Raw genomic sequence first — 23,705 nt, 5'->3', positions numbered from 1 at the left:
GAAGGCGGTGACGTCGGTCGGAAGATGGACGGTATCGCCGGTCAGGCACGATGGCTCGCCGAGCTCGTCGAGACGAGCCTCAGCGAGGCCGCTGCCGACGAGGTCAGCACCACCGACCTGGGTGCCATCGCCCACCGGGCGGTGGTCCGAGCCCGGGCCACCGCGCACTGTGTCATCAGCATCGAGATGGTCGAGGGCATCGAGGCCTGGGCTCGTCCGGTGGCGTTGAGCCGGGCGCTGGCCTGCGTGCTCGACAACGCCGTGCGTGCCGCCGGCGACGGTGGCCACGTGCGGGTCGACACCTACACCGACCGTGAGGGGATCCACCTCACGGTGTCCGACGACGGACCGGGGCTGGGCAAGATCAGCTCCCGCACGTCGCTCGGACTGACCACCACCCGGGCGATGGTTGCCGCTTGCCACGGGTCGTTCCGGCTCTACGCCGGTGAAGACCGGGGAACCGTGGCCGACATCTGCCTCGCCAGGGCCGAGCTCCGGCGGGTGGCGTCATGAGGATCGTCGTCTGCGACGACCACCTGCTCCTGCTCGAGGCCCTGGGCCTCGCGCTCGGCGCCCGTGGTCACGAGGTCGTCGCCCTGGCGGGCACGCCCGAGGAGGCGGTCAGTGCGGTCGCGATGCACCGTCCCGACGTGTGCCTGCTCGACGTGAACTTCCCGGGTGGGACCTCGGTCTCCGCCATCCACGAGATCCGCGAGATCTCGCCGCAGACCAAGGTCGTGATGCTCTCCGCCGAGGCGGACCACGGCATCGTCGGCCGGGCCATCGCGGAGGGTGCGTCGGGGTACGTCGGCAAGGAGAAGCCGATCGTCGAGATCGTCGAGATGCTGGACCGCGCCGTCCGTGGTCAGCTGGCGGTCGAGCCGTCGCTGCTCCAGCGCGCGCTGCGCCCGCAGAAGTCGACCGACGACCCGCTGTGGGCCCTGCAGTTCCTGACCGACCGCGAGTGGCAGGTCATGCGCTGCATCATGGACGGCCAGACCACCGAGGAGATGGCGTCCTCGCTGGGAGTGCAGCGGAGCACGGCCCGGACGCACGTCCAGAACCTGCTCACCAAGCTCGGGGTGCACTCCAGGCTCCAGGCGGCCGCGCTGATGTCGGCCCACGGCTCGCACGAGTCGTGGCCGGTCCACCTGCGCTGACCGCCTGGGCTGACCACCTGCGTTGAACGTCTGGTCGGGGGTCGGGAGTGACGTTTGCGTCCAGAGGGACGGGACTAGTCCCGTCACCCTTTTGACGTAGGCGCCACTCCCGCACTGGCGTGTTCTGCCGACCGAGGGGGTGCGCGACGCTGGGGCACATGCCAGCCCCTGTACGCGTCTTGCTCGTGGATGACCATGAGGTGTTCGTGGACGCCTTGGCCCTCTGCCTCGGGGACTACCCCGACATCGAGGTCCAGGGGTCGGCGACCAGTGTCGCGCAGGGGCTCCGGCGCCTCCGCGAGACCCAGTGCGACGTCGTCGTGCTGGACCTCGCCCTCGCGGGTGAGGACGGTCTGACCCTGGCCCGCGAGGCGCTGGCCGACGACCCGACGCTCGGCATCGTCATCGCCACGGGGGCCGAGGCCGGTGACCAGATCGTCGAGGCGGTCCAGCTGGGGGTCCGGGGATGGGTCTCCAAGACCGAGACCGCCGACGCCCTGGTCGACGCGATCCGCGGGGTGGCCCGCGGCGAGACCCGCATCCCTGCCGACCTGCTCGCCGAGGTGCTGGTGTCGCTCTCGCGCGGCCAGCACACGACCGTCGAGCACGTGCAGGGCATCCGTGAGCTCACGAGCCGGGAGCTCGAAGTCCTGGCCTGCCTCGTCGAGGGCATGAGCCGCACCGAGATCGGGCTGCTCCTGCACGTCTCACCCAACACCGTGCGCACCCACGTGCAGAGCATCCTGCACAAGCTCAAGGTCCACTCGGCCCTCGCCGCGGTCGCGATCGCGCGTCGTGCCGGAATCACCGGAGCGACGGTCCCAGCCGGTTGAAGGGCACCGGCCCCGCACGGGCCTAGGACCCGCGGGGGAGGTGGGGAAGGTCGCCCTCCGAGCTGACCTCGCGGGGGTCCCGCCGCGCCAGCCAGAGCAGCAGGCCGGACCGTGGTCCCCTCACCGTGGCTGCGCCGTCGGCCACCACCCACTCGTCGCCCTCGTCGCTGACGACCCGAAGGCCGGGCGCGTGCTCGGTCGCCGTCAGCCGGCCGACCGCGTCGTCGATGAACCCGCGGACGAGGTCGGTCTCGACGTCCGCGAAGGTGAAGCCGTCGTCGAGGTCGACGTGGTGGAAGACCACTTCGCGCAGCCGCAGCTGCGGCAGCACGAGCGGGGGGACCATCAGCCCACCCCGCATCTCGACCTCGTCGACGGCCAGCGGACCACCGAGGGCGGCCAGGTGCGGGTCCAGCGCGGCGGCCGTCACGGCCAGGTCGTCGGCGAACGCCCCGGCGGGCCGGTGGTCGTCGGGGGAGGTCGGTCCGGGCTTCGCGGCGCCCTCCTCGATCGCCGCATCGCGACCCTTGGTGCCTCCGGGGTACATCGGCCTCGGCTCACCGTCGACGGCCCACTGCGCCAGCCGCTGGATGGCCTCCGCGTTGCGGGCCACGTGGGCCAGCACGTGCGCCCGGCTCCAGCCTTCGCACAGCGACGGCGCCCGCAGGTCCGCCAGCGTGTCGGTGTGCTCGACGAGCAGGGTGGTGTGGCGCCGCACCGCTGCGAGGTCGGCCTCGAAGGTCCCCGGGTCCGCCTTCACGGCAGCTGACCCCCGGGCTCGGCGGCGCCCTTCGCCTCCGCCTCGGCGAGGGCGTGGGCGGCGCCGATGAAGGTGAGGTGCGAGAACGCCTGGGGGAAGTTGCCGACCATCCGCTTCTCGTGGGGGTCGTACTCCTCCGAGATCAGCCCCACGTCGTTGAACAGCTCCACGAGCCGGTCCATGAGGGCCCGGGCCTTCGCGAGCTGGCCGCACACGGCATACGCGCTCACCAGCCACCACGAGCAGGCCAGGAAGGGGTGCTCGTCACCCGCGAGGCCGTCCACCCCGGTCTCGGTGCGGTAGCGCAGCAGGAAGCCCGCACGCATCAGGTCCTGCTCGATCGCGGCGACGGTGCCGAGGACGCGCGGGTCGTCGGGTGGCAGGAAGCCGACGAGCGGGATCAGCAGCAAGGAGGCGTCCACCTCGGTGGTGTCGTAGTGCTGGGTGAACGTGTTGCGCCGGGCGTCGAAGCCCTTCGAGAGGATCTCCTCGCGGACCTGGTCGCGCAGCTCGCGCCACTGCTCGACCGGACCCTCCAGGCCCCACTTCTCGACCCCCCGGACGGCGCGGTCGAACGCCGCCCACACCATCACCCGCGAATGGGTGAAGTGGCGCAGCGGGCCGCGGATCTCCCAGAGGCCGTTGTCGGGCTCCTGCCAGTGGCGGGCGAGGTTCTGCACGAGCGCCCGCTGCATGGCCCAGCTCTGGGTGGACACCTCGAGACCCTTGGCCCGGGCTTCGTCCAGCGCGATCATCACCTCGCCGAGGACGTCGGACTGGCGCTGGTCGACCGCGCCGTTGCCGATCCGCACGGGGGTGGAGCCGGCGTAGCCGGGGAGATGGTCGAGCGTGCGCTCGGGCAGCCGTCGCGACCCGTTGATGGCGTACATGATCTGGAGGTCCTCGGGATCACCGGCCACGGCGCGCAGCAGCCAGTTGCGCCACAGCCGGGCCTCGTCCACGTACCCCGACGCGAGCAGCGCCTCGAGCGTCAGGGAGGCGTCGCGCAGCCAGCAGTAGCGGTAGTCCCAGTTGCGCTCACCCCCGAAGTCCTCGGGGAGGCTCGTCGTGGGTGCGGCGACGATGCCGCCGTAGCGCGAATGCGTCATGCCGCGCAGCGTGAGCAGTGACCGCACGACGAGCTCGCGGTACGGGCCCTCGTAGTCGCAGCGCTCGGCCCACTCGTTCGAGACCCGGATGGTCTCCGCGATCCGCGAGTCGATGTCCAGCGGCGGCGGGACCTGCTCGAACGAGGGGAACCACGTCGTCGAGAAGGTGTGGGTCTGTCCGGCGGCGACCTCGAACTCGTCCTCGTGGTGGCCGTCGTGCGCCTGGGGGAGCCGGCTGCCCCGGAGCACCAGCATGTCGGGACCCGCGACGGCCGTGATGACGTCGCCGTCGAGCCGGTGACCCACGCTGTGGGACACCCATGGACGCACCTTGCCGTAGTCGAACCGGACGATCCACTCGTGCCGCATCCGCACGGTGCCGCGCAGTCCCTCGACGCTGCGGATGATGTCGGCCCGTCCGTCGCCGAGCGGCATGAGGTCGAGGACCTTGACGGCCCCCGTCTCGGTCTCGTGGATGGTCTCCAGGACGAACGAGTTCTCGACGTAGCGCCGGGTGCTCCTGGCCTCGCCGACCGGGCCGAGGAGCCACCGGCCGTGCTCGGGGGTGCCCAGGAGCGCTGCGAAGCACGCCGTCGAGTCGAACCGCGGCAGGCACAGCCAGTCGATGGACCCCGCCCGGCTGACCAGGGCGGCGGTCTCGGTGTCGCCGAGCACGGCGTACTCCTCGATCGGAGTGGGGGCGTGGGTGGCCATGCGCCGACTGTATGCCGCGGGGTGGGCCTGCGCCGGGTATGCCGCGGGGAGGGCCTGCGCCACGGGCTCCGGCGAGCAGTGTCGGTGCGGCCACCTACGATGGGGCGCGTGACTTCAGCCGTGCCTGCCCGCCGCCACCAGCACGACCAGCTCATCGTCCGGGGGGCCCGTGAGCACAACCTCCGTGACGTGTCGGTCGAGCTCCCTCGCGACTCGTTGATCGTCTTCACCGGGTTGTCCGGGTCGGGCAAGTCCTCGCTCGCCTTCGACACGATCTTCGCCGAGGGCCAGCGTCGCTACGTCGAGTCGCTGTCCGCCTACGCCCGCCAGTTCCTCGGCCAGATGGACAAGCCCGACGTCGACTTCATCGAGGGCCTGTCGCCCGCGGTGTCCATCGACCAGAAGTCGACCAACCGCAACCCCCGCTCCACGGTCGGCACCATCACCGAGGTCTACGACTACCTCCGCCTGCTGTTCGCGCGCGCCGGTCGCCCGCACTGCCCGGTCTGTGGCGAGCCGATCACCCGGCAGAGCCCCCAGCAGATCGTCGACCGCCTCCTCGAGCTGCCCGAGAAGACCCGGTTCCAGGTCCTGGCCCCGGTCGTCCGGGCCCGCAAGGGCGAGTACGTCGACCTGTTCAGCGAGCTCCAGAGCAAGGGCTTCTCCCGGGCCAGGGTCGACGGCGAGGTCGTGTCGCTGACCGAGCCGCCCAAGCTGGAGAAGCAGGTCAAGCACACCATCGACGTCGTGGTCGACCGGTTGGTGGCCAAGGGCGACGACACCGGGGCCAAGCGCCGCCTCACCGACTCGGTCGAGACCGCGCTGGGCCTGGCCGGCGGCGTCCTGGTCGTCGAGTTCGTCGACAAGGACCCCAAGGACCCCGAGCGCGAGCGGCGCTTCTCCGAGCGGATGGCCTGCCCCAACGACCACCCGCTGTCGATGGACGAGGTCGAGCCGCGGTCGTTCTCGTTCAACAGCCCGTTCGGTGCCTGCCCCAAGTGCACCGGTCTCGGCACCGAGCTCGAGGTCGACCCGGAGCTCCTCGTGCCCGACGAGGACCTGACCCTGGCCGAGGGGGCGATCGCCCCCTGGGCCTCGACCAGCGGCTCGGCCGAGTACTTCCAGCGGGTCATGACCGCCCTCGGCGAGGACCTCAAGTTCGGGATGGACACCCCGTGGAAGGCGCTGCCGGCGCGCGCCCGGGAGGCACTGCTCCACGGCCAGAACTACAAGGTGCACGTCCGCTACAAGAACCGCTACGGCCGCGAGCGGTCCTACACCACCGGCTTCGAGGGTGTCGTGCCGTTCGTGAAGCGTCGGCACTCCGAGACCGACTCCGAGTGGAGCCGGGAGCGCTACGAGGGGTTCATGCGCGAGGTGCCGTGCCCCGAGTGCGGTGGGGCCCGGCTCAAGCCCGAGTCGCTGGCGGTGCACATCGGTGGTCGCAGCATCTCCGCCATCTGCGGGCTGGCGATCGCGGACTGCGCGAAGTTCCTCAAGGAGGTCGACTTCACCACCCGGGAGCGCCAGATCGCGGAGCGGGTCATCAAGGAGATCGACGCCCGGCTCGGCTTCCTGCTCGACGTGGGGCTCGACTACCTCTCGCTCGACCGGCCGGCCGGCACCCTGTCCGGCGGCGAGGCGCAGCGCATCCGGCTCGCGACCCAGATCGGGTCGGGCCTGGTCGGCGTCCTCTACGTCCTCGACGAGCCCAGCATCGGGCTCCACCAGCGTGACAACCACCGCCTGATCGAGACCCTGACGCGCCTGCGCGACCTCGGCAACACGCTCATCGTCGTCGAGCACGACGAGGACACCATCGCCACCGCCGACTGGGTCGTCGACATCGGTCCGGGTGCGGGGGAGCACGGCGGGGTCGTCGTGCACTCCGGGCCGGTGCAGGGCCTTCTCGAGCATCCCGACTCGATCACCGGCAAGTACCTCTCCGGTCGCCTCGAGATCCCGATGCCGGCCGTGCGTCGGCCGCAGGAGAAGGGCCGCGAGGTCACCGTCGTCGGGGCCCGCGAGCACAACCTGCACGGGGTCGACGTGTCCTTCCCGCTCGGCAACCTCGTGGCCGTCACCGGCGTCTCGGGCTCGGGCAAGTCCACCCTCGTCAACGACATCCTCTACAACGTCCTGGCCAACAAGCTCAACGGTGCCCGTCACGTGCCCGGCCGCCACAAGACCGTCAAGGGCCTCGACAACCTCGACAAGGTCGTCCACGTCGACCAGAGCCCGATCGGCCGCACCCCGCGGTCCAACCCGGCGACCTACACGGGGGTGTTCGACGCGATCCGCAAGCTGTTCGCCACCACGACCGAGGCGAAGATCCGCGGCTACCAGCCGGGCCGGTTCTCGTTCAACGTCAAGGGCGGGCGCTGTGACGCGTGCTCCGGCGACGGCACCATCAAGATCGAGATGAACTTCCTCCCGGACGTCTACGTGCCGTGCGAGGTCTGCCACGGGGCGCGCTACAACCGCGAGACCCTCGAGGTGCACTTCAAGGGCAAGACCATCGCCGACGTGCTCGACATGCCGATCGAGGAGGCCGCCGACTTCTTCGCCGCCGTCCCCGGGATCGCGCGACACATGAAGACGCTCAACGAGGTCGGGCTCGGCTACGTCCGACTCGGACAGCCGGCGCCCACGCTCTCCGGTGGTGAGGCCCAGCGCGTCAAGCTGGCCGCGGAGCTGCAGAAGCGGTCCACCGGTCGCACCATCTACGTCCTCGACGAGCCCACCACGGGTCTGCACTTCGAGGACATCCGCAAGCTGCTCATGGTGCTGCAGGGCCTGGTCGACAAGGGCAACTCGGTCATCGTCATCGAGCACAACCTCGACGTCATCAAGAACGCCGACTGGATCGTCGACATGGGCCCGGAGGGTGGCAACGGCGGAGGCCGGGTCGTCGCCGAGGGCACGCCCGAGCAGGTCGCGCGGGTCGAGGACAGCTACACCGGCCAGTTCCTCGCACCGATCCTGGCCCGCAGTGCCCGGACCCCCCAGCGCGCCACCGGGGCCAAGCGCACCGCGGCGGCAGCCGCCACCAAGAAGACGGCGACCAAGTCCGCGACCAACGCAGCGGCCAAGGCACCGGTCCGCAAGGCTGCGACGACGTCGGCAGCGAAGAGCGCGACGAAGGCCCCGGCGCGCAAGGCGACCAGCAAGGTTGCCGCGAAGGCCCCGGCGCGCAAGGCCACCAAGAAGGCCTAGCCACCCCACGCGAACGGCCCCTCGGTGAGCACCGAGGGGCCGTTCGCGGTATGCCGGTGGCGCGGCACAGGAGGTGGGTCCGCCTAGACGTCGCCACCGAGGTAGGCCGCCTTGACCGCGGGGTCGTTGGCGAGCTCCTGGCCGGTGCCCTCACGGACGATCTCACCGGTCTCGAGGATGTACGCGCGGTGGGCGCGCTTGAGGGCCTGGGCGGCGTTCTGCTCGACGAGCAGCACCGTGGTGCCCTGCTTGTTGATCTCGGTGATGATGTCGAAGATCTGCTGGATCAGCTTGGGCGCCAGACCCATCGACGGCTCGTCGAGGAGGAGCAGCTTCGGGTTGGCCATCAGCGCCCGGCCGATGGCGAGCATCTGCTGCTCACCGCCGGACATCGTTCCGGCGACCTGGCTGCGGCGCTCCGCGAGACGCGGGAAGAGCCCGAACACGCGGTCCCGGTCCTCCTTGATCTTCGGGGTCTTGCGGTCGGCTCGGGCGTAGGCCCCCATGTCGAGGTTCTCGAGCACGGTCATGCCGACGAAGCAGCCCCGCCCCTCCGGGGACTGGGCGATGCCGAGCACCGGCCGCTCGTGCGCGGGGGTCGAGGTGATGTCCTGGCCCTCGAACCGCACCGTGCCCTGGCGGACCGGCCGCAACCCGGAGACCGTCTTCATCGTGGTGGTCTTCCCGGCCCCGTTGGCGCCGATCAGCGTGACCACCTCGCCCTCCTCGACCGTGAACGAGATGTTGCGGATCGCCTCGATGCGTCCGTAGTTGACGCAGAGGTCCTCGACCTCAAGAAGCATCTTCATCAACTCCCAGATAGGCCGCGATGACGGCAGGGTTGTCCTGGATCTCCGCGGGGAGGCCCTCGGCGATCTTCTTGCCGAACTCCAGCACGACGATGCGGTCGGTGACGCCCATGACGAGCTTCATGTCGTGCTCGATCAGCAGCACCGTGTAGCCCTGGTCACGGATCGTCTGGATCAGCTCCATGAGCCGGGACTTCTCCGCCGGGTTGAACCCGGCAGCGGGCTCGTCGAGGCAGAGCAGCTTGGGGTTGGTCGCCAGGGCGCGGGCGATCTCGAGGCGACGCTGGTCACCGTAGGGGAGGTTGCGGGCCAGCTCGTCGGCCCGCTTCTCCAGCCCCATGAACCGGAGCAGCTCGTAGGCCCGCTCGTTGCCCTCGGCCTCCTCGGCCTTGTGCTTCGGGAGCCGCAGCAGGGCCGATCCGATGCCGGTGGAGTGGTGCGCGTCGGCACCGACGAGCACGTTCTCCATGGCGGTCATGTTGTGGAACAGGCGGATGTTCTGGAACGTCCGCGCGATCCCCAGCTTGGTGATCTGGAACTTCTGGCGCTTGCCGAGCGGCTCACCCATGAACCGGGCCTGACCCGAGGTGGGCTGGTAGACGCCGGTCATCACGTTGAAGCAGGTCGTCTTGCCCGCGCCGTTCGGCCCGATGAGTCCGAGGATCTCCCCGGTGTTGATGTGGAACGAGACCCCGTCGAGGGCCGTGACACCACCGAAGCGGAGGGTGACGTCGTCGACCTCGAGCATCTTGCCCGGGGGCAGGTCGGCCACCGCGCCCACGGAGATGTCGACCGAGGTGTCGGGCACGGCCTCCTCGTCGGGGGCCAGCACCGTGTCGTCGTCGACGCGGGTGCCACGGTGCGCGTCCGCCTGGGTGACGCTCGCGTCGTCGGCGAGGTCCTTCGTGGGGTCGTTGTCGTCGGGGCGGCCGGCGCCGGCGGGACCCTTGGTGGCGTCAGGCATGCGCCGCTCCTTCCTCGAGCACTTCGGTTTCCTCGTCGGCCCGTTTGGCTCGGACGTTCCTCCGGGCAGGCATCAGGCCCTGCGGGCGGAAGATGGCCAGCGCCATCAGGGCCAGGCCGAACAGCAGGAACCGGGCGTCGGACAGGTCCCGGAACCGCTCCGGCAGGTAGGTCAGCAGCGCGGCCGCGACGACCACGCCCCAGCGGTTGCCCTGGCCACCGACGACGACCATGGCGACGAACAGCACCGAGTAGAGGATGGTGAAGTTGTCGGGGTTGATGAACTGCTGCTTGGTGGCGAACAGCGCACCCGACAGGCCACCGATCGCCGCGCCGGTGGCGAACGCCAGCAGCTTGAACCGGAAGGTCGGCACACCCATCAGCTCGGCAGCGTCCTCGTCCTCGCGGGTGGCCTCCCAGGCCCGACCGACGCGGGAGTTCTGCATCCGCCAGTCGAGGAAGAGCACGACGAAGACCAGGGTCAGCGCCAGCCAGTAGTAGGGGATCGAGTCGACCACCGAGAACTTGATGAACCGGGTCTGGTTGTCGAGGTCGACCCTGGCGACCAAGCCGTCCCACACGAGGTGAGGGACCCCGAACAGGTCGAGGCTGGGCGGCGTCGGGATGCCGGAGATGCCGCGGTTGCCGTTGGTCAGCTTGTCCGCGTTGACCAGGATCAGGCGGACGATCTCACCGAACCCGAGCGTCACGATGGCGAGGTAGTCGCCACGCACCCGCAGGGTCGGTGCACCGAGCACGACACCGGAGACCAGCGTCACCGCCATCGCGGCGGGGATGCACAGCAGGAGTGGGAGCTTCGCGTGGGCCGAACCCAGGACGCCGACGGTGTAGGCGCCGATCGCGAAGAAGCCGATGTAGCCGAGGTCGAGCAGCCCGGCATACCCGATCACGATGTTCAGCCCGATCGCCACGAGGGCGTACATCGCGCAGAGGAACAGCACCGCCCCGAAGTCGGAGTCGGGCGTCGTGATCAGCGGCGGGTTGAGGATGGGGAGGAAGTAGACCAACACGACCACGACGGCCAGCACCACGAGCCGGCCCCAGCGGGGGAGGGCACGGAACCGGTTGGCCACACCGTGGAAGAAGGACGAGACGGGGTTCATGCGCGCGCCTTTCCGAGGGACTCACCGAGCAGGCCGGTGGGTCGGAACAGCAGGATGACGACGAGCAGCGTGAACGCGACCACGTCCTTCCAGTTCGAGCCGAAGACCGCCGAGCCGTAGCTCTCCGCGACGCCGAGCACGAACCCGCCCAGGAGGGCTCCGCGCAGGTTGCCGATGCCACCCAGGACCGCGGCCGTGAACGCCTTCACACCGAGCAGGAAGCCCGCGTTGTACCGCGTCACCCCGATCTTGAGCAGGTACATCATGGCTGCGGCGCCGGCCATCGCCCCGCCGATCACGAAGGTCAGGCGGATCACCCGGTCGCGGTTGACACCCATCAGGGCGGCGGCCTCGGGGTCCTGGGCGACAGCGCGGATGCCTCGGCCGAGCCGGGACCGCTGCACGAACTGGTCGAGCACGACCATCATCACGATCGCCGACCCGAGCACGATCAGGTCGATGTTCGAGACGTGGTAGTCGAAGATGTAGAAGAGCCGCACGGTCGGGACGTCCAGCGGGAGCGGAGACGCCTCACGCGGCCGCCCGACGTAGTCGGCCAGGTTGTCGTCGGCCCCGAACCACTTGAACGGCTTGTCGCGCAGGCCCATCGCCTCGGACAGCACGTAGGAGGCGCCGATCGCGGAGATCAGGGCGATCAGCGGTGGCGAGTTGCGCTTGCGCAGCGGGCGGTAGGCCACGAACTCGAGTCCCAGTGCCACGGCCGCAGAGACCGCCATGGCCGCCGCGAAACCGATGACCAGGAACCCGACCAGGCCGAACCCGGTCGCGCCCTTCGCGCCGAGGGCGAGGAGCACCCAGACGGCGGCGAAGCTGCCCCACATGAAGACCTCGGAGTGCGCGAAGTTGATCAGTCGCAGCACGCCGTAGACAAGGGTGTAGCCGAGCGCGATCAGCGCGTAGATGGCACCGAAGGCCAGACCGCCGATCGTGTACGCCCAGAAATTGCTGAGGAGAAGCTCCATCAGACCTCCGTGGTGAGGGACCGTCGCAGCAGGGCCGACCGGGTCCGGGTCCGGACGGGAACACGGTAGCGGCCAGGACTCCCGTTGCCGAGAGTCCTGGCCGCAACCGGTCTAACTACTTGATTTCCTGGTCCGGAACGATCTTGCCGCCGGTGACCTTGTAGGCCCACACGGAGACCTCGGCCGGCTCGCCCTTGGCGTCGAACTTGACCGTCTTGGTCACGCCCTTGGCGCTGTAGGAGCTGATGAACGACATCATGTCCGCGGAGGACGTCTTGCCGTCCTTGATCGCAGCGAGGAAGACGTTCGCGGCGTCATAGGCCTCGGCCGAGTAGGTGGCCGGGTCGGAGTTGTAGGCCTTCTTGAACGCCGCAGCGAACTCGGGGGCCTGGTCCGGGGGGAGACACGGGCAGGTGACGATGGTGCCCTCGGACGCCGCGCCGGCGCCCTTGATGAAGCCGTCGTCCTTGACGCCGTCGGCGCTGACGAACTGACCGGTGAAGCCACCGCTCTTCAGCTGCTTGACCAGCTTGCTGGCGTTCGAGTAGTAGCCGCCGTAGAAGAACACGGTCGCGCCCGAGGCCTTGGCCTTGGTCACGGTCGGCGAGAAGTCGTCCTGCTTGCCGTCGGCTGCCGTCTGGTCGGTCGCGACCACGGCGGAGCCGAGGTCCTTCTTGACGATGTCGGCCAGGCCCTTGCCGTACTCGGAGGTGTCATCGCTGACGAAGACCTTGTCGGCCTTGAGGATGTCCTTGATGTACTTCGCGGCAGCGGGACCCTGGGTGGCGTCGTTGCCGAGGATGCGGTGGAAGGTCTTCCAGCCGTTCTCGGACAGCGCCGGGTTGGTCGCCGAGGCGGTGATGGTGTTGAGGCCGGCCTGGGCGAAGATCGGGCCGGCTGCCTTGGACTCACCGGAGAACGCCGGGCCGACGATGCCGACCAGCTTCTTGTCGGTGACGGCCTTCTGGGCCAGGCCGGGGGCGATCGAGGGGTCGCCCTGGCTGTCGAAGGAGGTCAGCGTCACCTTGCAGTCGGCGTTCTTGGCGTTGTACTCGTTGACGGCGAGCTCGGCGCCGTTCTTGATGTTGATACCGAGGTTGGCGGCATCTCCGGTCAGCGGACCGAAGTAGCCGATCTTGAGGTCACACGCCTTGCTGCCGGAGCCGGAGCCACTGTCGCCGGTGGTCCCTCCGCAAGCAGTCAGCGCGAGGGCAGCGGCCACGAGGGGCGCGCCAATCTTGAACACGGAACGCAAGACTCCTCCTGAAGTCATCTGAAGCACGCGGGACAGCCTGCGCCCGCGGGTCACCCCGGTTGGGGTGTGTGCAGACTATGCCGCCGTTCCCCGCGCATGTGGGCACATCGACGTCATGCGTGACCGTGTCGTTATCACCCCGACGGACAGATGCACATGAACGTCATGGCAGCGTCACCCGTAGTACCCATGTCAGGCCCACCCACCGGGCCCCCTTGGTCAGTCCCCCCGGCAGGGGGCACCTCCACCGAAAGGCGCGCGCATGACCACCCCGCCCGACACCCCACCCGACACCCCACCCGACACCCCGACCCCCACCCCTGTCTCCGAGCCGACGTCGGTCCCCGGAGCCGCCCCCGCGTCCGGGCCCTCACGCCGCACCGTGCTGGCGTCCGTCGGGCTCGCCGGGGTCGGCGCGACCGCGCTGGCCGCGTGTGGTGCCGCCGAGGATGCAGCGACGGGCGCCGCCAGCTCGGTCACCGACGCGGCGAAGGAGGCCATCTCCAAGGCCACCGTCCCGGTCGGCGGCGGGAAGATCTTCGCCGACCAGAAGATCGTCGTCACGCAGCCCACCTCCGGCGACTTCAAGGCGTTCAGCGCGGTCTGCACCCATCAGGCCTGCCTGGTGAGCGGGGTGGCCGACGGGACGATCAACTGTGCCTGCCACGGCAGCAAATACGACATCTCCACCGGCGCCGTGAAGCAGGGGCCGGCCACCAAGGCGCTGCCCGAGAAGACGGTCACCGTGAGCGGCGACGGGATCAGCGTCACCTGACCCACCTGCCCACCACGAGCGCAGGGGGAGGTATGCCGCGCGGTCACCGCGCGGCATACCTTGTGGCCCGCGGGGCGGGCCGTCGGTGACCCTCCATAGAGTGGAGCCGTGGCTGACCCGTCGACCTACCGCCCGGCGCCGGGGGAGATCCCCGTCGACCCGGGGGTCTACCGGTTCCGCGACTCGGCCAAGCGGGTCATCTACGTCGGCAAGGCCAAGTCGCTGCGCCCGCGGCTGTCTTCCTACTTCCAGGACATCGCCGCCTTGCACCCGCGCACGGCGACGATGGTCACCAGTGCGGCGAGCGTCGAGTGGACCGTGGTGTCCACCGAGGTCGAGGCACTCCAGCTGGAGTACTCCTGGATCAAGGAGTACGACCCGCGGTTCAACGTCAAGTACCGCGACGACAAGTCCTACCCCTACCTCGCCGTGACCCTCGGCGAGGAGTTCCCGCGGGCGCAGGTGATGCGGGGCGCCAAGCGCAAGGGCACGCGCTACTTCGGGCCCTACGCCCACGCCTGGGCGATCCGCGAGACGCTCGACCTGTTGCTGCGGGTGTTCCCGCTGCGCACCTGCTCCTCGGGGGTCTTCAAGCGAGCCGGTCAGGTGGGGCGACCGTGTCTGCTGGGCTACATCGACAAGTGCTCGGCGCCGTGCGTCGGTCGGGTCACGCCCGAGGAGCACCGCGCCATCGCGGAGGACTTCTGCGACTTCATGGCCGGTAACACCACCCGCTTCGTCAAGCGCCTCGAGCGCGACATGGCGGCCGCGTCGAAGTCCCTGGAGTTCGAGCAGGCGGCCCGGCTGCGTGACGACCTCGTGGCCCTGGGGAAGGCCCTGGAGAAGTCGGCGGTCGTGCTGGGTGACGGCACCGACGCCGACGTGTTCGCGCTCGAGGACGACGGGCTCGAGGTCGCGGTCCAGGTGTTCCACGTCCGCGGTGGCCGGGTCCGGGGGCAGCGGGGCTGGGTCGCCGAGATGGACGCCGAGACGGTCCCGGAGATCGTCGGCCACCTCATGCAGCAGGTCTACGGCGGCGAGTCCGGCGACAGCGTCCCGCGCGAGGTCCTGGTGCCGGTGCTCCCCGACGAGGCCGACGCCGTGGCCGTGTGGCTCGGGTCGCTGCGCGGCTCCGCCGTCGACCTGCGGGTGCCCCAGCGGGGCGACAAGCGCACCCTCCTCGAGACGGTGCACCGCAATGCGAAGCAGTCCCTCGCGAGGCACAAGCTCGCCCGCGCCGGCGACCTCACCGCCCGCAGCCAGGCGCTGCAGGAGCTGCAGACCAGCCTCGACCTGGCAGACGCACCGCTGCGGGTGGAGTGCTACGACATCAGCCACATCCAGGGCTCCCAGGTGGTCGGGTCGATGGTCGTGTTCGAGGACGGCCTGGCGCGCAAGTCCGAGTACCGCCGGTTCGTCATCCGTGGCGAGCAGGTCGACGACACCGCGGCGATGGACGAGGTCCTCACCCGCCGCTTCCAGCGCTACCTCGAGGAGCGTGACCAGGCCTCCGACGTCGAGCTCGGGCCGGACCCGGAGGCGGGACCGGAGCGGATCGACCCCGACACCGGCAAGCCGAAGAAGTTCGCCTACCCACCCAACCTCGTCGTGGTCGACGGTGGGCTGCCCCAGGTCAACGCGGCGCAGGCCGCGCTCACCGCCCTCGGCATCGACGACGTCGCCGTCGTCGGGCTGGCCAAGCGTCTGGAGGAGGTCTGGGTGCCGGGCCAGGACTACCCCGTGATCCTGCCGCGCACCAGCGAGGGGCTCTACCTGCTCCAGCGGGTCCGCGACGAGGCGCACCGCTTCGCCATCACGTTCCACCGGCAGCGCCGCTCCAAGGCGATGACGAGCAGCGTCCTCGACGGCATCCCCGGGCTGGGCGAGACGCGGCGCAAGGCGCTGCTCCGGCACTTCGGGTCGGTGAAGAAGGTCCGGGCCGCCTCGGTCGAGGAGCTGCAGGAGGTTTCGGGGATCGGACCTGCGCTGGCGGCCACGATTGCGGCAGAGTTGGTCTCGGCGGGCACGCCTGCCCCGGCGGTCAACCTGATGACCGGAGAGATCCTCGACGATGACTGACCGCGACGAACCAGGAGACGGAGCAGGGATGACCGAGGACGAGCGGTCCGAGAGCGAGGTCGCGGACGCAGGTCCCACCGACGCAGGTCACGACCCCGCCGAGCTCGTGATCGTCACGGGCATGAGCGGCGCGGGCCGGTCGACCACGGCCAACGTGCTGGAGGACTCCGGCTGGTACGTCATCGACAACCTGCCGCCGCACCTGCTGGTCTCGCTGGCAGACCTCGCCGACGAGGCGCCCCGTCGGGGCGACATCCCGCGCCTGGCCGCCGTCGTCGACGTGCGCGCGCGGGGCTTCTTCGACCACCTGCAGACGGCGCTCGACGAGCTGCGCGCCCGCGGCTGGCGGCCCAACCTGGTCTTCCTCGACGCCACCGACGAGGCGATCGTGCGGCGCTTCGAGTCGGTCCGCCGCCCCCACCCCCTCCAAGGCGACGGTCGCCTGCTCGACGGGATCATCCGTGAGCGAGCCATGCTCGCCGACCTCCGGGCCCGGGCCGACGTCGTCATCGACACCTCGGGCCTCAACGTCCACCAGCTCGCCAAGAAGGTGCACCCGGTCTTCTCCGGCGACTCCGGGCACAAGGTGCGGATCGCCGTGATGTCGTTCGGCTTCAAGTACGGCGTGCCGCTCGACGCCGACTTCGTCTTCGACATGCGCTTCCTCCCGAACCCGTTCTGGATCCCCGAGCTCCGCAACTTCACGGGTCGCGACGCCCCGGTGGCCGATTTCGTCATGGCGCAGGAAGGGGCTCCCGAGTTCGTCGACCGCGTCGTCGACCTGATGGAGCCGGTGACCGCCGGCTACATCAGGGAGGGCCGTCGCTACGTGACGCTCGCGGTCGGCTGCACGGGCGGCAAGCACCGCTCGGTCGCAGTCGCGGAAGCCCTGCGGACCCGGCTGAGCAGCGACGACATCGCGACCTTCGTCGTGCACCGCGACCTGGGGCAGGAGTGAGCGGGCCGGCAGTCGTCGCCCTCGGGGGTGGCCACGGTCTCGCGGCCTCGCTCGAGGCCCTCAAGCTCGTCACCGACGACATCACCGCCGTGGTCACGGTGGCCGACAACGGCGGGTCGTCGGGCCGGCTGCGCGACGAGTTCGACGTCCTGCCCCCCGGCGACCTCCGGATGGCCCTCACCGCGCTGTGCGACGACACGGAGTGGGGACACACCTGGCGCGACGTCCTGCAACACCGGTTCCGCGGCGACGGCCCGCTCGCCGGCCACGCGCTCGGCAACCTGCTGATCACCGCCCTGTGGGACGTCCACCAGGACCCGGTCGTCGGGCTGGACCTCGTCGGACGCCTCCTCAACGCCCGCGGGCGGGTGCTGCCGATGGCCGCGGTGCCACTGGAGATCACGGCGCGGGTCCACGGGCTCGACGCCGGCGACCCGGACGGCCTGACCACCCTGCGCGGTCAGGTCGCGGTGGCCACGACCAGGGGCACGGTGGTGAGCATCGCGCTCGAGCCGCAGGACCCGCCGTCCGCACCCGAGACGATCGCCGCCGTCCTCCAGGCCGACTGGCTCATCCTGGGCCCGGGCTCGTGGTTCACCTCCGTCATGCCGCACCTCATGGTCCCGGCCCTGCGCGAGGCCCTGCACAACACCACCGCCCGCCGCCTGCTGACGCTCAACCTCGAGCACTCCGGTGAGACGGCGGGCTTCACCGCGGCGCAACAGGTGGAGGCCCTCGTCGACCACGCGCCACGGATGCGCCTCGACGCGGTCCTGGCCGACCCGACGGCGGTCGACGACGAGGCGGGGTTGCGGGCCGCAGCCGGCCGACTCGGCGCCGACCTCGTCCTCGCCCCGGTGGCGCAACGCAGTGCGCCGGGGCACCATGACTCGCTGCGGCTCGCCGCGGCATACCGTGACCTCTTCGGGTGACCGCTTCGGGTCCTCGTCGGCCGACATGCTTGACGGACGTGGTTGAGTCGGACGAGCAGGTGCCGGTGCCCTCGGGCACACCGGACGGGGGAGACGGCGGAGCATGGGACGACAGCGGATCAGGGCAGGCCAGCGGACCAGGGCAGGACAGCGAGATGGCAGGATGAAGCAATGGCGATGACGGCGCGGGTCAAGGACGAGCTCAGCAGACTCGACGTCACGAAGCCCTGCTGCCGCAAGTCCGAGGTGGCCGCGACCCTGCGCTTCGCGGGCGGGCTGCACATCGTCGGGGGCCGGATCGTGGTCGAGGCCGAGCTCGACACCGCCAACGCGGCCCGTCGGCTCCGCAAGAACATCAGTGACCTCTACGGCCACCCGTCCGAGGTGCTCGTCCTCGCGGCCGGTGGGCTGCGCAAGGGCAGCCGCTACGTCGTCCGCGTGGTCCAGGACGGCGAGGCACTGGCCCGCCAGACCGGGCTGATCGACGCCCGTGGTCGTCCGGTGCGTGGTCTGCCGCCCAAGGTCGTCAGCGCCTCGGCGTGCGACGCCGAGGCCGCCTGGCGCGGGGCGTTCATCGCGCACGGCTCGCTCACCGAGCCCGGCCGGTCGTCGGCCCTCGAGGTGACCTGCCCCGGACCGGAGGCAGCCCTGGCCCTCGTCGGCGCGGCCCGTCGGCTCGGCATCCAGGCCAAGGCCCGCGAGGTGCGCGGCGTCGACCGCGTCGTCATCCGCGACGGCGACGCCATCGGGGCCATGCTCACGCGACTCGGGGCGCACGACGCCGTGATGGCGTGGGAGGAGCGGCGGATGCGCCGCGAGGTCCGCGCCACGGCCAACCGGCTGGCCAACTTCGACGACGCCAACCTGCGCCGGTCGGCGCGTGCCGCGGTCGCCGCCGGGGCCCGGGTGCACCGGGCCATGGAGATCCTCGGCGACGACATCCCCGACCACCTCAAGGAGGCCGGGGCGCTGCGCTTGGAGCACAAGCAGGCCTCGCTCGAGGAGCTCGGCCAGCTGGCCCAGCCGCCGATGACCAAGGACGCCGTCGCCGGCCGGATCCGGCGGCTGCTGGCGATGGCCGACAAGCGCGCGCAGGACCTCGGCATCCCGGGCACGGAGGCCAACCTCACGCCCGACATGCTCGACGCCTGAGCCAGCTGCCGCACGCACCCACGAGGAGCCAGCATGACGAGGATCGCCGTCGTCGGCACGGGGTACGTCGGACTGTCGATGGCCGTGCTGCTCGCCCAGCACCACGACGTCGTCGCGTTCGACATCGACCGCGCCCGGGTCGCGGGACTGCGTGAGGGACGCAGCCCGATCAAGGACGCCGAGATCGAGGACTTCCTCGCCCACCGGGAGCTGCGGCTCACCTTCACCGACGACTCCGACGAGGCCTACTCCGGCGCAGACTTCGTCGTCATCGCGACCCCCACCGACTACGACCCGGTGACCAACTACTTCAACACCTCGACCGTCGAGAAGGTGGCGGCCGACGTGGCTGCGGCCAACCCGACCGCCGTGATGGTGGTCAAGTCGACTGTGCCAGTGGGCTTCACGCGGGCCCTGGCCCAGCGGCTGGGTACCGACCACCTCATCTTCAGCCCGGAGTTCCTCCGCGAGGGACGGGCGCTCTGGGACAGCCTGCACCCCTCCCGGATCGTGGTCGGCGACCTGGGCGAGCGCGGGCGGGCCTTCGCCGACCTGCTCGTCGAGGGCTCCCTCGAGCCGGACGTGCCGGTGCTGCTCACCGACAGCACCGAGGCCGAGGCGGTCAAGCTGTTCGCCAACACCTACCTCGCCATGCGGGTGGCCTTCTTCAACGAGCTCGACACCTTCGCGCTGACCCACGACCTCGACCCCCGCCAGATCATCGAGGGCGTGGGCCTCGACCCTCGGATCGGGCCCGGGTACAACAACCCGTCGTTCGGGTACGGCGGCTACTGCCTGCCCAAGGACACCAAGCAGCTCCTCGCCAACTACCAGGACGTCCCGCAGTCGCTCATCGAGGCGATCGTCACGGCCAACACGACGCGCAAGGACTTCGTGGCGACCGACATCCTGCGCCGCAGGCCCCAGGTTGTGGGCATCCACCGGCTCATCATGAAGTCCGGCTCCGACAACTTCAGGTCCAGCAGCGTGCAGGGGATCATGAAGCGGATCAAGGCCAAGGGTGTCCAGGTGGTCGTCTACGAACCCGCCCTGGCCGACGACACCTTCTTCGGGTCACGGGTGATCCGCGACCTCGACGAGTTCGCCGAGCTCTCCGACGTGATCGTCGCCAACCGCATGGTGGCCGAGCTCGAACCGGTGGCGGACAAGGTCTACACCCGCGACCTCTTCGGCGGCGACTCCTGACCGGGGCGAAGTCACCCGCGGGTTACCCGCCCGTACGCCGGACCGCCCTGCCTGCGGGCCCAACCCATCCAATAGGCTCACCGCTGAGCAACACCGTGCCGCGAGCACGCGGCATACCGTCCCCATCCCAGAAGGACTTGGCATCGTGACTGTTCGCGTAGGTATCAACGGCTTCGGCCGCATCGGCCGCAACTTCTTCCGCGCCATCGAGGCGTCGGGCGCCGACATCGAGGTCGTCGCCACGAACGACCTGATGGACAACAAGACGCTGGCCCACCTGCTCAAGTACGACTCGATCCTCGGTCGCTTCCCCGGCGAGGTCAGCTACGACGACACCTCGATCACCGCTGGTGGCAAGACGTTCAAGGTCTTCGAGGAGCGCGACCCGGCCAAGATCGACTGGGCCTCCGTCGGTGCCGACATCGTCGTCGAGTCCACCGGGTTCTTCACCGACGCGACCAAGGCCAGGGCGCACATCGACGGTGGGGCCAAGAAGGTCATCATCTCGGCGCCGGCGTCCAACGAGGACATCACCATCGTCATGGGTGTCAACGACGGTGACTACGACACCGCGAAGCACACGATCATCTCCAACGCCTCGTGCACCACGAACTGCCTCGGCCCGATGGCCAAGGTGCTCAACGACGAGTTCGGCATCGTCAAGGGCCTGATGACGACGATCCACGCCTACACCCAGGACCAGAACCTCCAGGACGCCCCGCACAAGGACCTGCGTCGCGCCCGGGCCGCCGCCCTCAACATCGTGCCCACCTCGACCGGCGCCGCCAAGGCCATCGGCCTGGTGCTGCCCGAGCTCAAGGGCAAGCTCGACGGGTTCGCGCTGCGGGTCCCGATCGCCACCGGCTCGGCGACCGACCTCACCTTCGAGGCCGGCCGCGACACGACGGCCGAGGAGGTCAACGCGGCGGTCAAGGCGGCTGCCGAGGGCCCGCTCAAGGGCATCCTCGTCTACACCGAGGACGCCATCGTCTCCAAGGACATCGAGACCGACCCGGCCTCCTGCATCTTCGACGCGGGCCTGACCAAGGTGATCGGCAACCAGGTGAAGGTGATCGGCTGGTACGACAACGAGTGGGGCTACTCCAACCGCCTCGCCGACCTCGTGGTCCTCGTCGGCCAGACCCTCTGACCCGGCCGGGGCCAGTCCTGATGCAGACCATCTCCGAGCTGGGCGACCTGCGCGGCAAGCGCGTCCTCGTCCGCTCCGACCTCAACGTGCCCCTCGAGCATGACGATGACGCAGGCGGGAGCACGATCACGGACGACGGGCGGATCCGCGCGTCCGCACCCACGATCAAGGCGCTGGCCGAGGCGGGGGCGCGCGTGGTCGTGTGCGCCCACCTGGGCCGTCCCAAGGGCGCACCGGAGGACAAGTACTCCTTGGCCCCGGTGGCGACCCGGCTGGGTGAGCTGCTCGGCCGGGACGTCACCTTCGCCACTGACACGGTGGGGGAGAGCGCCCGGGCTGCGGTGGAGGCGGCCCAGGACGGCGACGTCGTGCTGCTCGAGAACCTGCGGTTCAACCCGGGGGAGACGGCCAAGACCGACGAGGAGCGCGCCGAGTTCGCCGCGCAGCTCGCGGGCCTGGCCGACGTGTTCGTCTCCGACGGGTTCGGGGTGGTGCACCGCAAGCAGGCCAGCGTCTACGACGTCGCCAGGCTGCTGCCGTCGGCCGTCGGCGGGCTGGTCGAGACCGAGGTCGGCGTGCTCAAGCGCCTCACCGAGGACCCCGAGCGCCCGTATGCCGTGGTGCTCGGCGGGGCGAAGGTCTCCGACAAGCTCGGCGTGATCGACAACCTGCTCCAGACCGCCGACCGCCTGCTCATCGGGGGCGGCATGGTCTTCACGTTCCTCGCCGCCAAGGACTACGAAGTGGGCTCCAGCCTGCTCGAGGCCGACCAGGTCGAGCAGGTCAAGGGCTACCTCGCCCAGGCCGAGGAGCGTGGCGTCGAGATCGTCCTGCCCGTCGACATCGTGGCGGCCACGGCCTTCTCGGCCGACGCGGACCACGAGGTCGTCCCGGCCGGCGCGATCCCGGCCGACCGGATGGGCCTCGACATCGGCCCCGAGTCCGGCGTGCTGTTCGCCGAGAAGCTCAAGGACTGCAAGACGGTGTTCTGGAACGGTCCGATGGGCGCGTTCGAGATGGCCCCGTATGCCGCGGGCACGGCTGCCGTCGCCGAGGCCCTGGTGGAGGTCACCGAGAAGGGGGCACTCACCGTCATCGGCGGTGGCGACTCCGCGGCGGCCGTCCGACAGCTGGGGTTCGAGGACGACCAGTTCGGACACATCTCCACCGGTGGTGGGGCGAGCCTGGAGTACCTCGAGGGCAAGCAGCTCCCGGGCCTGACGGTGCTCGACGAGCCGAGCGCCTGAACCACCGCCGACCACCCAGCACCAGACCAACGACCGTTTCGGTGGGCCGGGCCCAGTGCCCGGCCCACCGGCATACTCCCAAGGACGACACCTGATGGCAGCCAAGACCTCCGGCCGCACGCCCCTCATGGCGGGCAACTGGAAGATGAACCTCGACCACCTGCAGGCCACCCACCTGGTGCAGAAGCTGGACTGGACCCTGCGCGACGGTCGCCACGACTTCGGCGCCGTCGAGGTGGCGGTGCTGCCGCCGTTCACCGACCTGCGCTCGGTGCAGACCCTCATCGACGGCGACCGGCTCGACCTGCGGCACGGCGGCCAGGACCTCTCGGCCCACGACAGCGGTGCCTACACCGGTGAGATCTCGGGTGCCTTCCTGGCCAAGCTCGGCTGCACCTATGTGCTGGCCGGCCACAGCGAGCGCCGCGAGTACCACCACGAGACCGAGGAGATCGTGAACTCCAAGGTGAAGGCCGCCCTCCGGCACGGCCTGACCCCGATCTTCTGCGTGGGCGAGCACCTGGAGGTGCGCCAGGCCGGCACCCACCTCGACCACGTGCTCATGCAGCTCGAGGCGGGCCTGGTCGACGTCACGCCGGCGCAGGCCGCCACCATCGTCATCGCGTACGAGCCGGTCTGGGCCATCGGCACCGGCGAGGTCGCGACCCCCCAGGACGCGCAGGAGGTCTGCGCGGCGATCCGCACCAAGCTGGCCGAGCTCTACTCCGGTGACCTGGCCGACGGGGTGCGTGTGCTCTACGGCGGGTCGGTCAAGGCCGGCAACGTCGCGGCGATCATGGCGCAGGAGGACGTCGACGGCGCCCTCGTCGGTGGCGCGTCGATCGACCCGGCTGAGTTCGCCTCGATCTGCCGCTACCGGGACCACCTGGCCACCTCCTGAGCATCGAACAGGTATCCTGACCCCTGCTGCGTTTTCGCAGCGACAACTGACGTCGACTCAAGATGGGTGCTCCGTGGAAGCCGTACGCATTGGCCTGCAGGTCCTGCTGGTCATCGGTGGTCTGTTCCTGACGCTGCTGGTCCTGCTCCACAAGGGCAAGGGCGGCGGCCTGTCCGACATGTTCGGTGGTGGCATGTCCACCTCACTGGGCTCGTCGTCGGTCGCAGAGCGCAACCTCGACCGGTTCACCGTCGCGGTGGGCATCATCTGGTTCGCGTGCATCGTGGGGATCGGTCTCATCGACCGGTTCTCCAGCTGACCCGGCCAGCACGGCGAACGAAACCCAGACCCTCACTTCCCTGACCAGATAAGGACCATT

The 23,705-nt window shown here is 70.0% G+C and carries 21 protein-coding genes; 14 read left to right on the top strand and 7 right to left on the bottom strand.

Annotated elements, in window-relative coordinates; translation table 11 throughout:
- Positions 1 to 24 precede the first annotated feature (24 nt).
- From ACXJKD_RS14945 to ACXJKD_RS14935, 3 genes are all read left to right on the top strand, one after another.
- Complete coding sequence (locus ACXJKD_RS14945; RefSeq protein WP_457255400.1) at positions 25 to 513, top strand: sensor histidine kinase; 489 nt, start codon at positions 25 to 27, stop codon at positions 511 to 513.
- Positions 510 to 1,160 (top strand): response regulator, encoded by a 651-nt coding sequence (locus ACXJKD_RS14940; RefSeq protein WP_056921120.1) that lies wholly within the window; start codon positions 510 to 512, stop codon positions 1,158 to 1,160. Before ACXJKD_RS14945 ends, ACXJKD_RS14940 begins: the two co-directional genes overlap by 4 nt.
- Positions 1,161 to 1,345: 185 nt before the next feature.
- Positions 1,346 to 1,993: a response regulator transcription factor gene (locus ACXJKD_RS14935; RefSeq protein ID WP_457255399.1), complete on the top strand. Its 648-nt coding sequence runs from the start codon at positions 1,346 to 1,348 to the stop codon at positions 1,991 to 1,993.
- Positions 1,994 to 2,015: 22 nt separating this feature from the next.
- Here ACXJKD_RS14935 and ACXJKD_RS14930 read toward each other — a convergent pair whose 3' ends face one another.
- Positions 2,016 to 2,753: a maleylpyruvate isomerase family mycothiol-dependent enzyme gene (locus ACXJKD_RS14930; RefSeq protein WP_457255398.1), complete on the bottom strand. Its 738-nt coding sequence runs from the start codon at positions 2,751 to 2,753 to the stop codon at positions 2,016 to 2,018.
- Positions 2,750 to 4,576: a glycoside hydrolase family 15 protein gene (locus tag ACXJKD_RS14925; RefSeq protein ID WP_457255397.1), complete on the bottom strand. Its 1,827-nt coding sequence runs from the start codon at positions 4,574 to 4,576 to the stop codon at positions 2,750 to 2,752. The genes ACXJKD_RS14930 and ACXJKD_RS14925 overlap by 4 nt, the downstream gene beginning before the upstream one ends.
- A 99-nt stretch (positions 4,577 to 4,675) precedes the next feature.
- Between ACXJKD_RS14925 and uvrA the strand changes: the two genes are divergently transcribed.
- Positions 4,676 to 7,792, top strand: coding sequence for an excinuclease ABC subunit UvrA (gene uvrA / locus ACXJKD_RS14920; protein WP_457255396.1), 3,117 nt, complete (start codon positions 4,676 to 4,678; stop codon positions 7,790 to 7,792).
- 83 nt (positions 7,793 to 7,875) lie between these two features.
- Here uvrA and ACXJKD_RS14915 read toward each other — a convergent pair whose 3' ends face one another.
- The 5 genes from ACXJKD_RS14915 to ACXJKD_RS14895 form a co-directional block, all read right to left on the bottom strand.
- A complete protein-coding gene (locus ACXJKD_RS14915; protein ID WP_457255605.1) occupies positions 7,876 to 8,595 on the bottom strand; it encodes an ABC transporter ATP-binding protein in 720 nt (239 codons plus the stop codon).
- Positions 8,585 to 9,565, bottom strand: coding sequence for an ABC transporter ATP-binding protein (locus ACXJKD_RS14910; protein ID WP_457255395.1), 981 nt, complete (start codon positions 9,563 to 9,565; stop codon positions 8,585 to 8,587). The genes ACXJKD_RS14915 and ACXJKD_RS14910 overlap by 11 nt, the downstream gene beginning before the upstream one ends.
- Positions 9,558 to 10,688, bottom strand: a complete 1,131-nt coding sequence (locus ACXJKD_RS14905; RefSeq protein WP_457255394.1) for a branched-chain amino acid ABC transporter permease — start codon at positions 10,686 to 10,688, stop codon at positions 9,558 to 9,560. Before ACXJKD_RS14905 ends, ACXJKD_RS14910 begins: the two co-directional genes overlap by 8 nt.
- On the bottom strand, positions 10,685 to 11,671 hold the full coding sequence (locus ACXJKD_RS14900) for a branched-chain amino acid ABC transporter permease (protein ID WP_457255393.1): 987 nt from the start codon (positions 11,669 to 11,671) through the stop codon (positions 10,685 to 10,687). Before ACXJKD_RS14900 ends, ACXJKD_RS14905 begins: the two co-directional genes overlap by 4 nt.
- Positions 11,672 to 11,786: 115 nt before the next feature.
- Complete coding sequence (locus ACXJKD_RS14895) at positions 11,787 to 12,917, bottom strand: branched-chain amino acid ABC transporter substrate-binding protein (RefSeq protein ID WP_457255392.1); 1,131 nt, start codon at positions 12,915 to 12,917, stop codon at positions 11,787 to 11,789.
- Between the two features lie 271 nt (positions 12,918 to 13,188).
- Between ACXJKD_RS14895 and ACXJKD_RS14890 the strand changes: the two genes are divergently transcribed.
- The 10 genes from ACXJKD_RS14890 to secG all read left to right on the top strand — a co-directional run bounded on the left by ACXJKD_RS14890 (position 13,189) and on the right by secG (position 23,645).
- Entirely contained in the window at positions 13,189 to 13,701 is a 513-nt protein-coding gene (locus ACXJKD_RS14890) for a Rieske (2Fe-2S) protein (RefSeq protein WP_457255391.1), read from the top strand.
- A gap of 108 nt (positions 13,702 to 13,809) precedes the next feature.
- Positions 13,810 to 15,780: an excinuclease ABC subunit UvrC gene (gene uvrC / locus ACXJKD_RS14885; protein WP_457255390.1), complete on the top strand. Its 1,971-nt coding sequence runs from the start codon at positions 13,810 to 13,812 to the stop codon at positions 15,778 to 15,780.
- A 28-nt stretch (positions 15,781 to 15,808) separates the two neighbouring features.
- On the top strand, positions 15,809 to 16,738 hold the full coding sequence (gene rapZ / locus ACXJKD_RS14880) for an RNase adapter RapZ (protein ID WP_457255389.1): 930 nt from the start codon (positions 15,809 to 15,811) through the stop codon (positions 16,736 to 16,738).
- On the top strand, positions 16,735 to 17,670 hold the full coding sequence (locus tag ACXJKD_RS14875; protein ID WP_457255388.1) for a gluconeogenesis factor YvcK family protein: 936 nt from the start codon (positions 16,735 to 16,737) through the stop codon (positions 17,668 to 17,670). Before rapZ ends, ACXJKD_RS14875 begins: the two co-directional genes overlap by 4 nt.
- 171 nt (positions 17,671 to 17,841) lie before the next feature.
- Positions 17,842 to 18,822, top strand: coding sequence for a DNA-binding protein WhiA (gene whiA, locus ACXJKD_RS14870; RefSeq protein ID WP_056921110.1), 981 nt, complete (start codon positions 17,842 to 17,844; stop codon positions 18,820 to 18,822).
- Positions 18,823 to 18,855: 33 nt separating this feature from the next.
- Positions 18,856 to 20,028: a nucleotide sugar dehydrogenase gene (locus tag ACXJKD_RS14865; RefSeq protein ID WP_457255387.1), complete on the top strand. Its 1,173-nt coding sequence runs from the start codon at positions 18,856 to 18,858 to the stop codon at positions 20,026 to 20,028.
- Positions 20,029 to 20,173: 145 nt separating this feature from the next.
- On the top strand, positions 20,174 to 21,178 hold the full coding sequence (gene gap, locus ACXJKD_RS14860; RefSeq protein ID WP_457255386.1) for a type I glyceraldehyde-3-phosphate dehydrogenase: 1,005 nt from the start codon (positions 20,174 to 20,176) through the stop codon (positions 21,176 to 21,178).
- 20 nt (positions 21,179 to 21,198) lie between these two features.
- A complete protein-coding gene (locus tag ACXJKD_RS14855) occupies positions 21,199 to 22,425 on the top strand; it encodes a phosphoglycerate kinase (RefSeq protein ID WP_457255385.1) in 1,227 nt (408 codons plus the stop codon).
- A gap of 94 nt (positions 22,426 to 22,519) precedes the next feature.
- Positions 22,520 to 23,326, top strand: a complete 807-nt coding sequence (gene tpiA, locus ACXJKD_RS14850; protein WP_457255384.1) for a triose-phosphate isomerase — start codon at positions 22,520 to 22,522, stop codon at positions 23,324 to 23,326.
- A 73-nt stretch (positions 23,327 to 23,399) separates the two neighbouring features.
- Positions 23,400 to 23,645 (top strand): preprotein translocase subunit SecG, encoded by a 246-nt coding sequence (secG, locus tag ACXJKD_RS14845; RefSeq protein WP_056921105.1) that lies wholly within the window; start codon positions 23,400 to 23,402, stop codon positions 23,643 to 23,645.
- Positions 23,646 to 23,705 lie beyond the last annotated feature (60 nt).

The organism is Pedococcus sp. P5_B7, from assembly GCF_054049895.1.
Note: the sequence above shows the minus strand (reverse complement) of the source record. Positions and strands in the feature narration are given on the sequence as shown.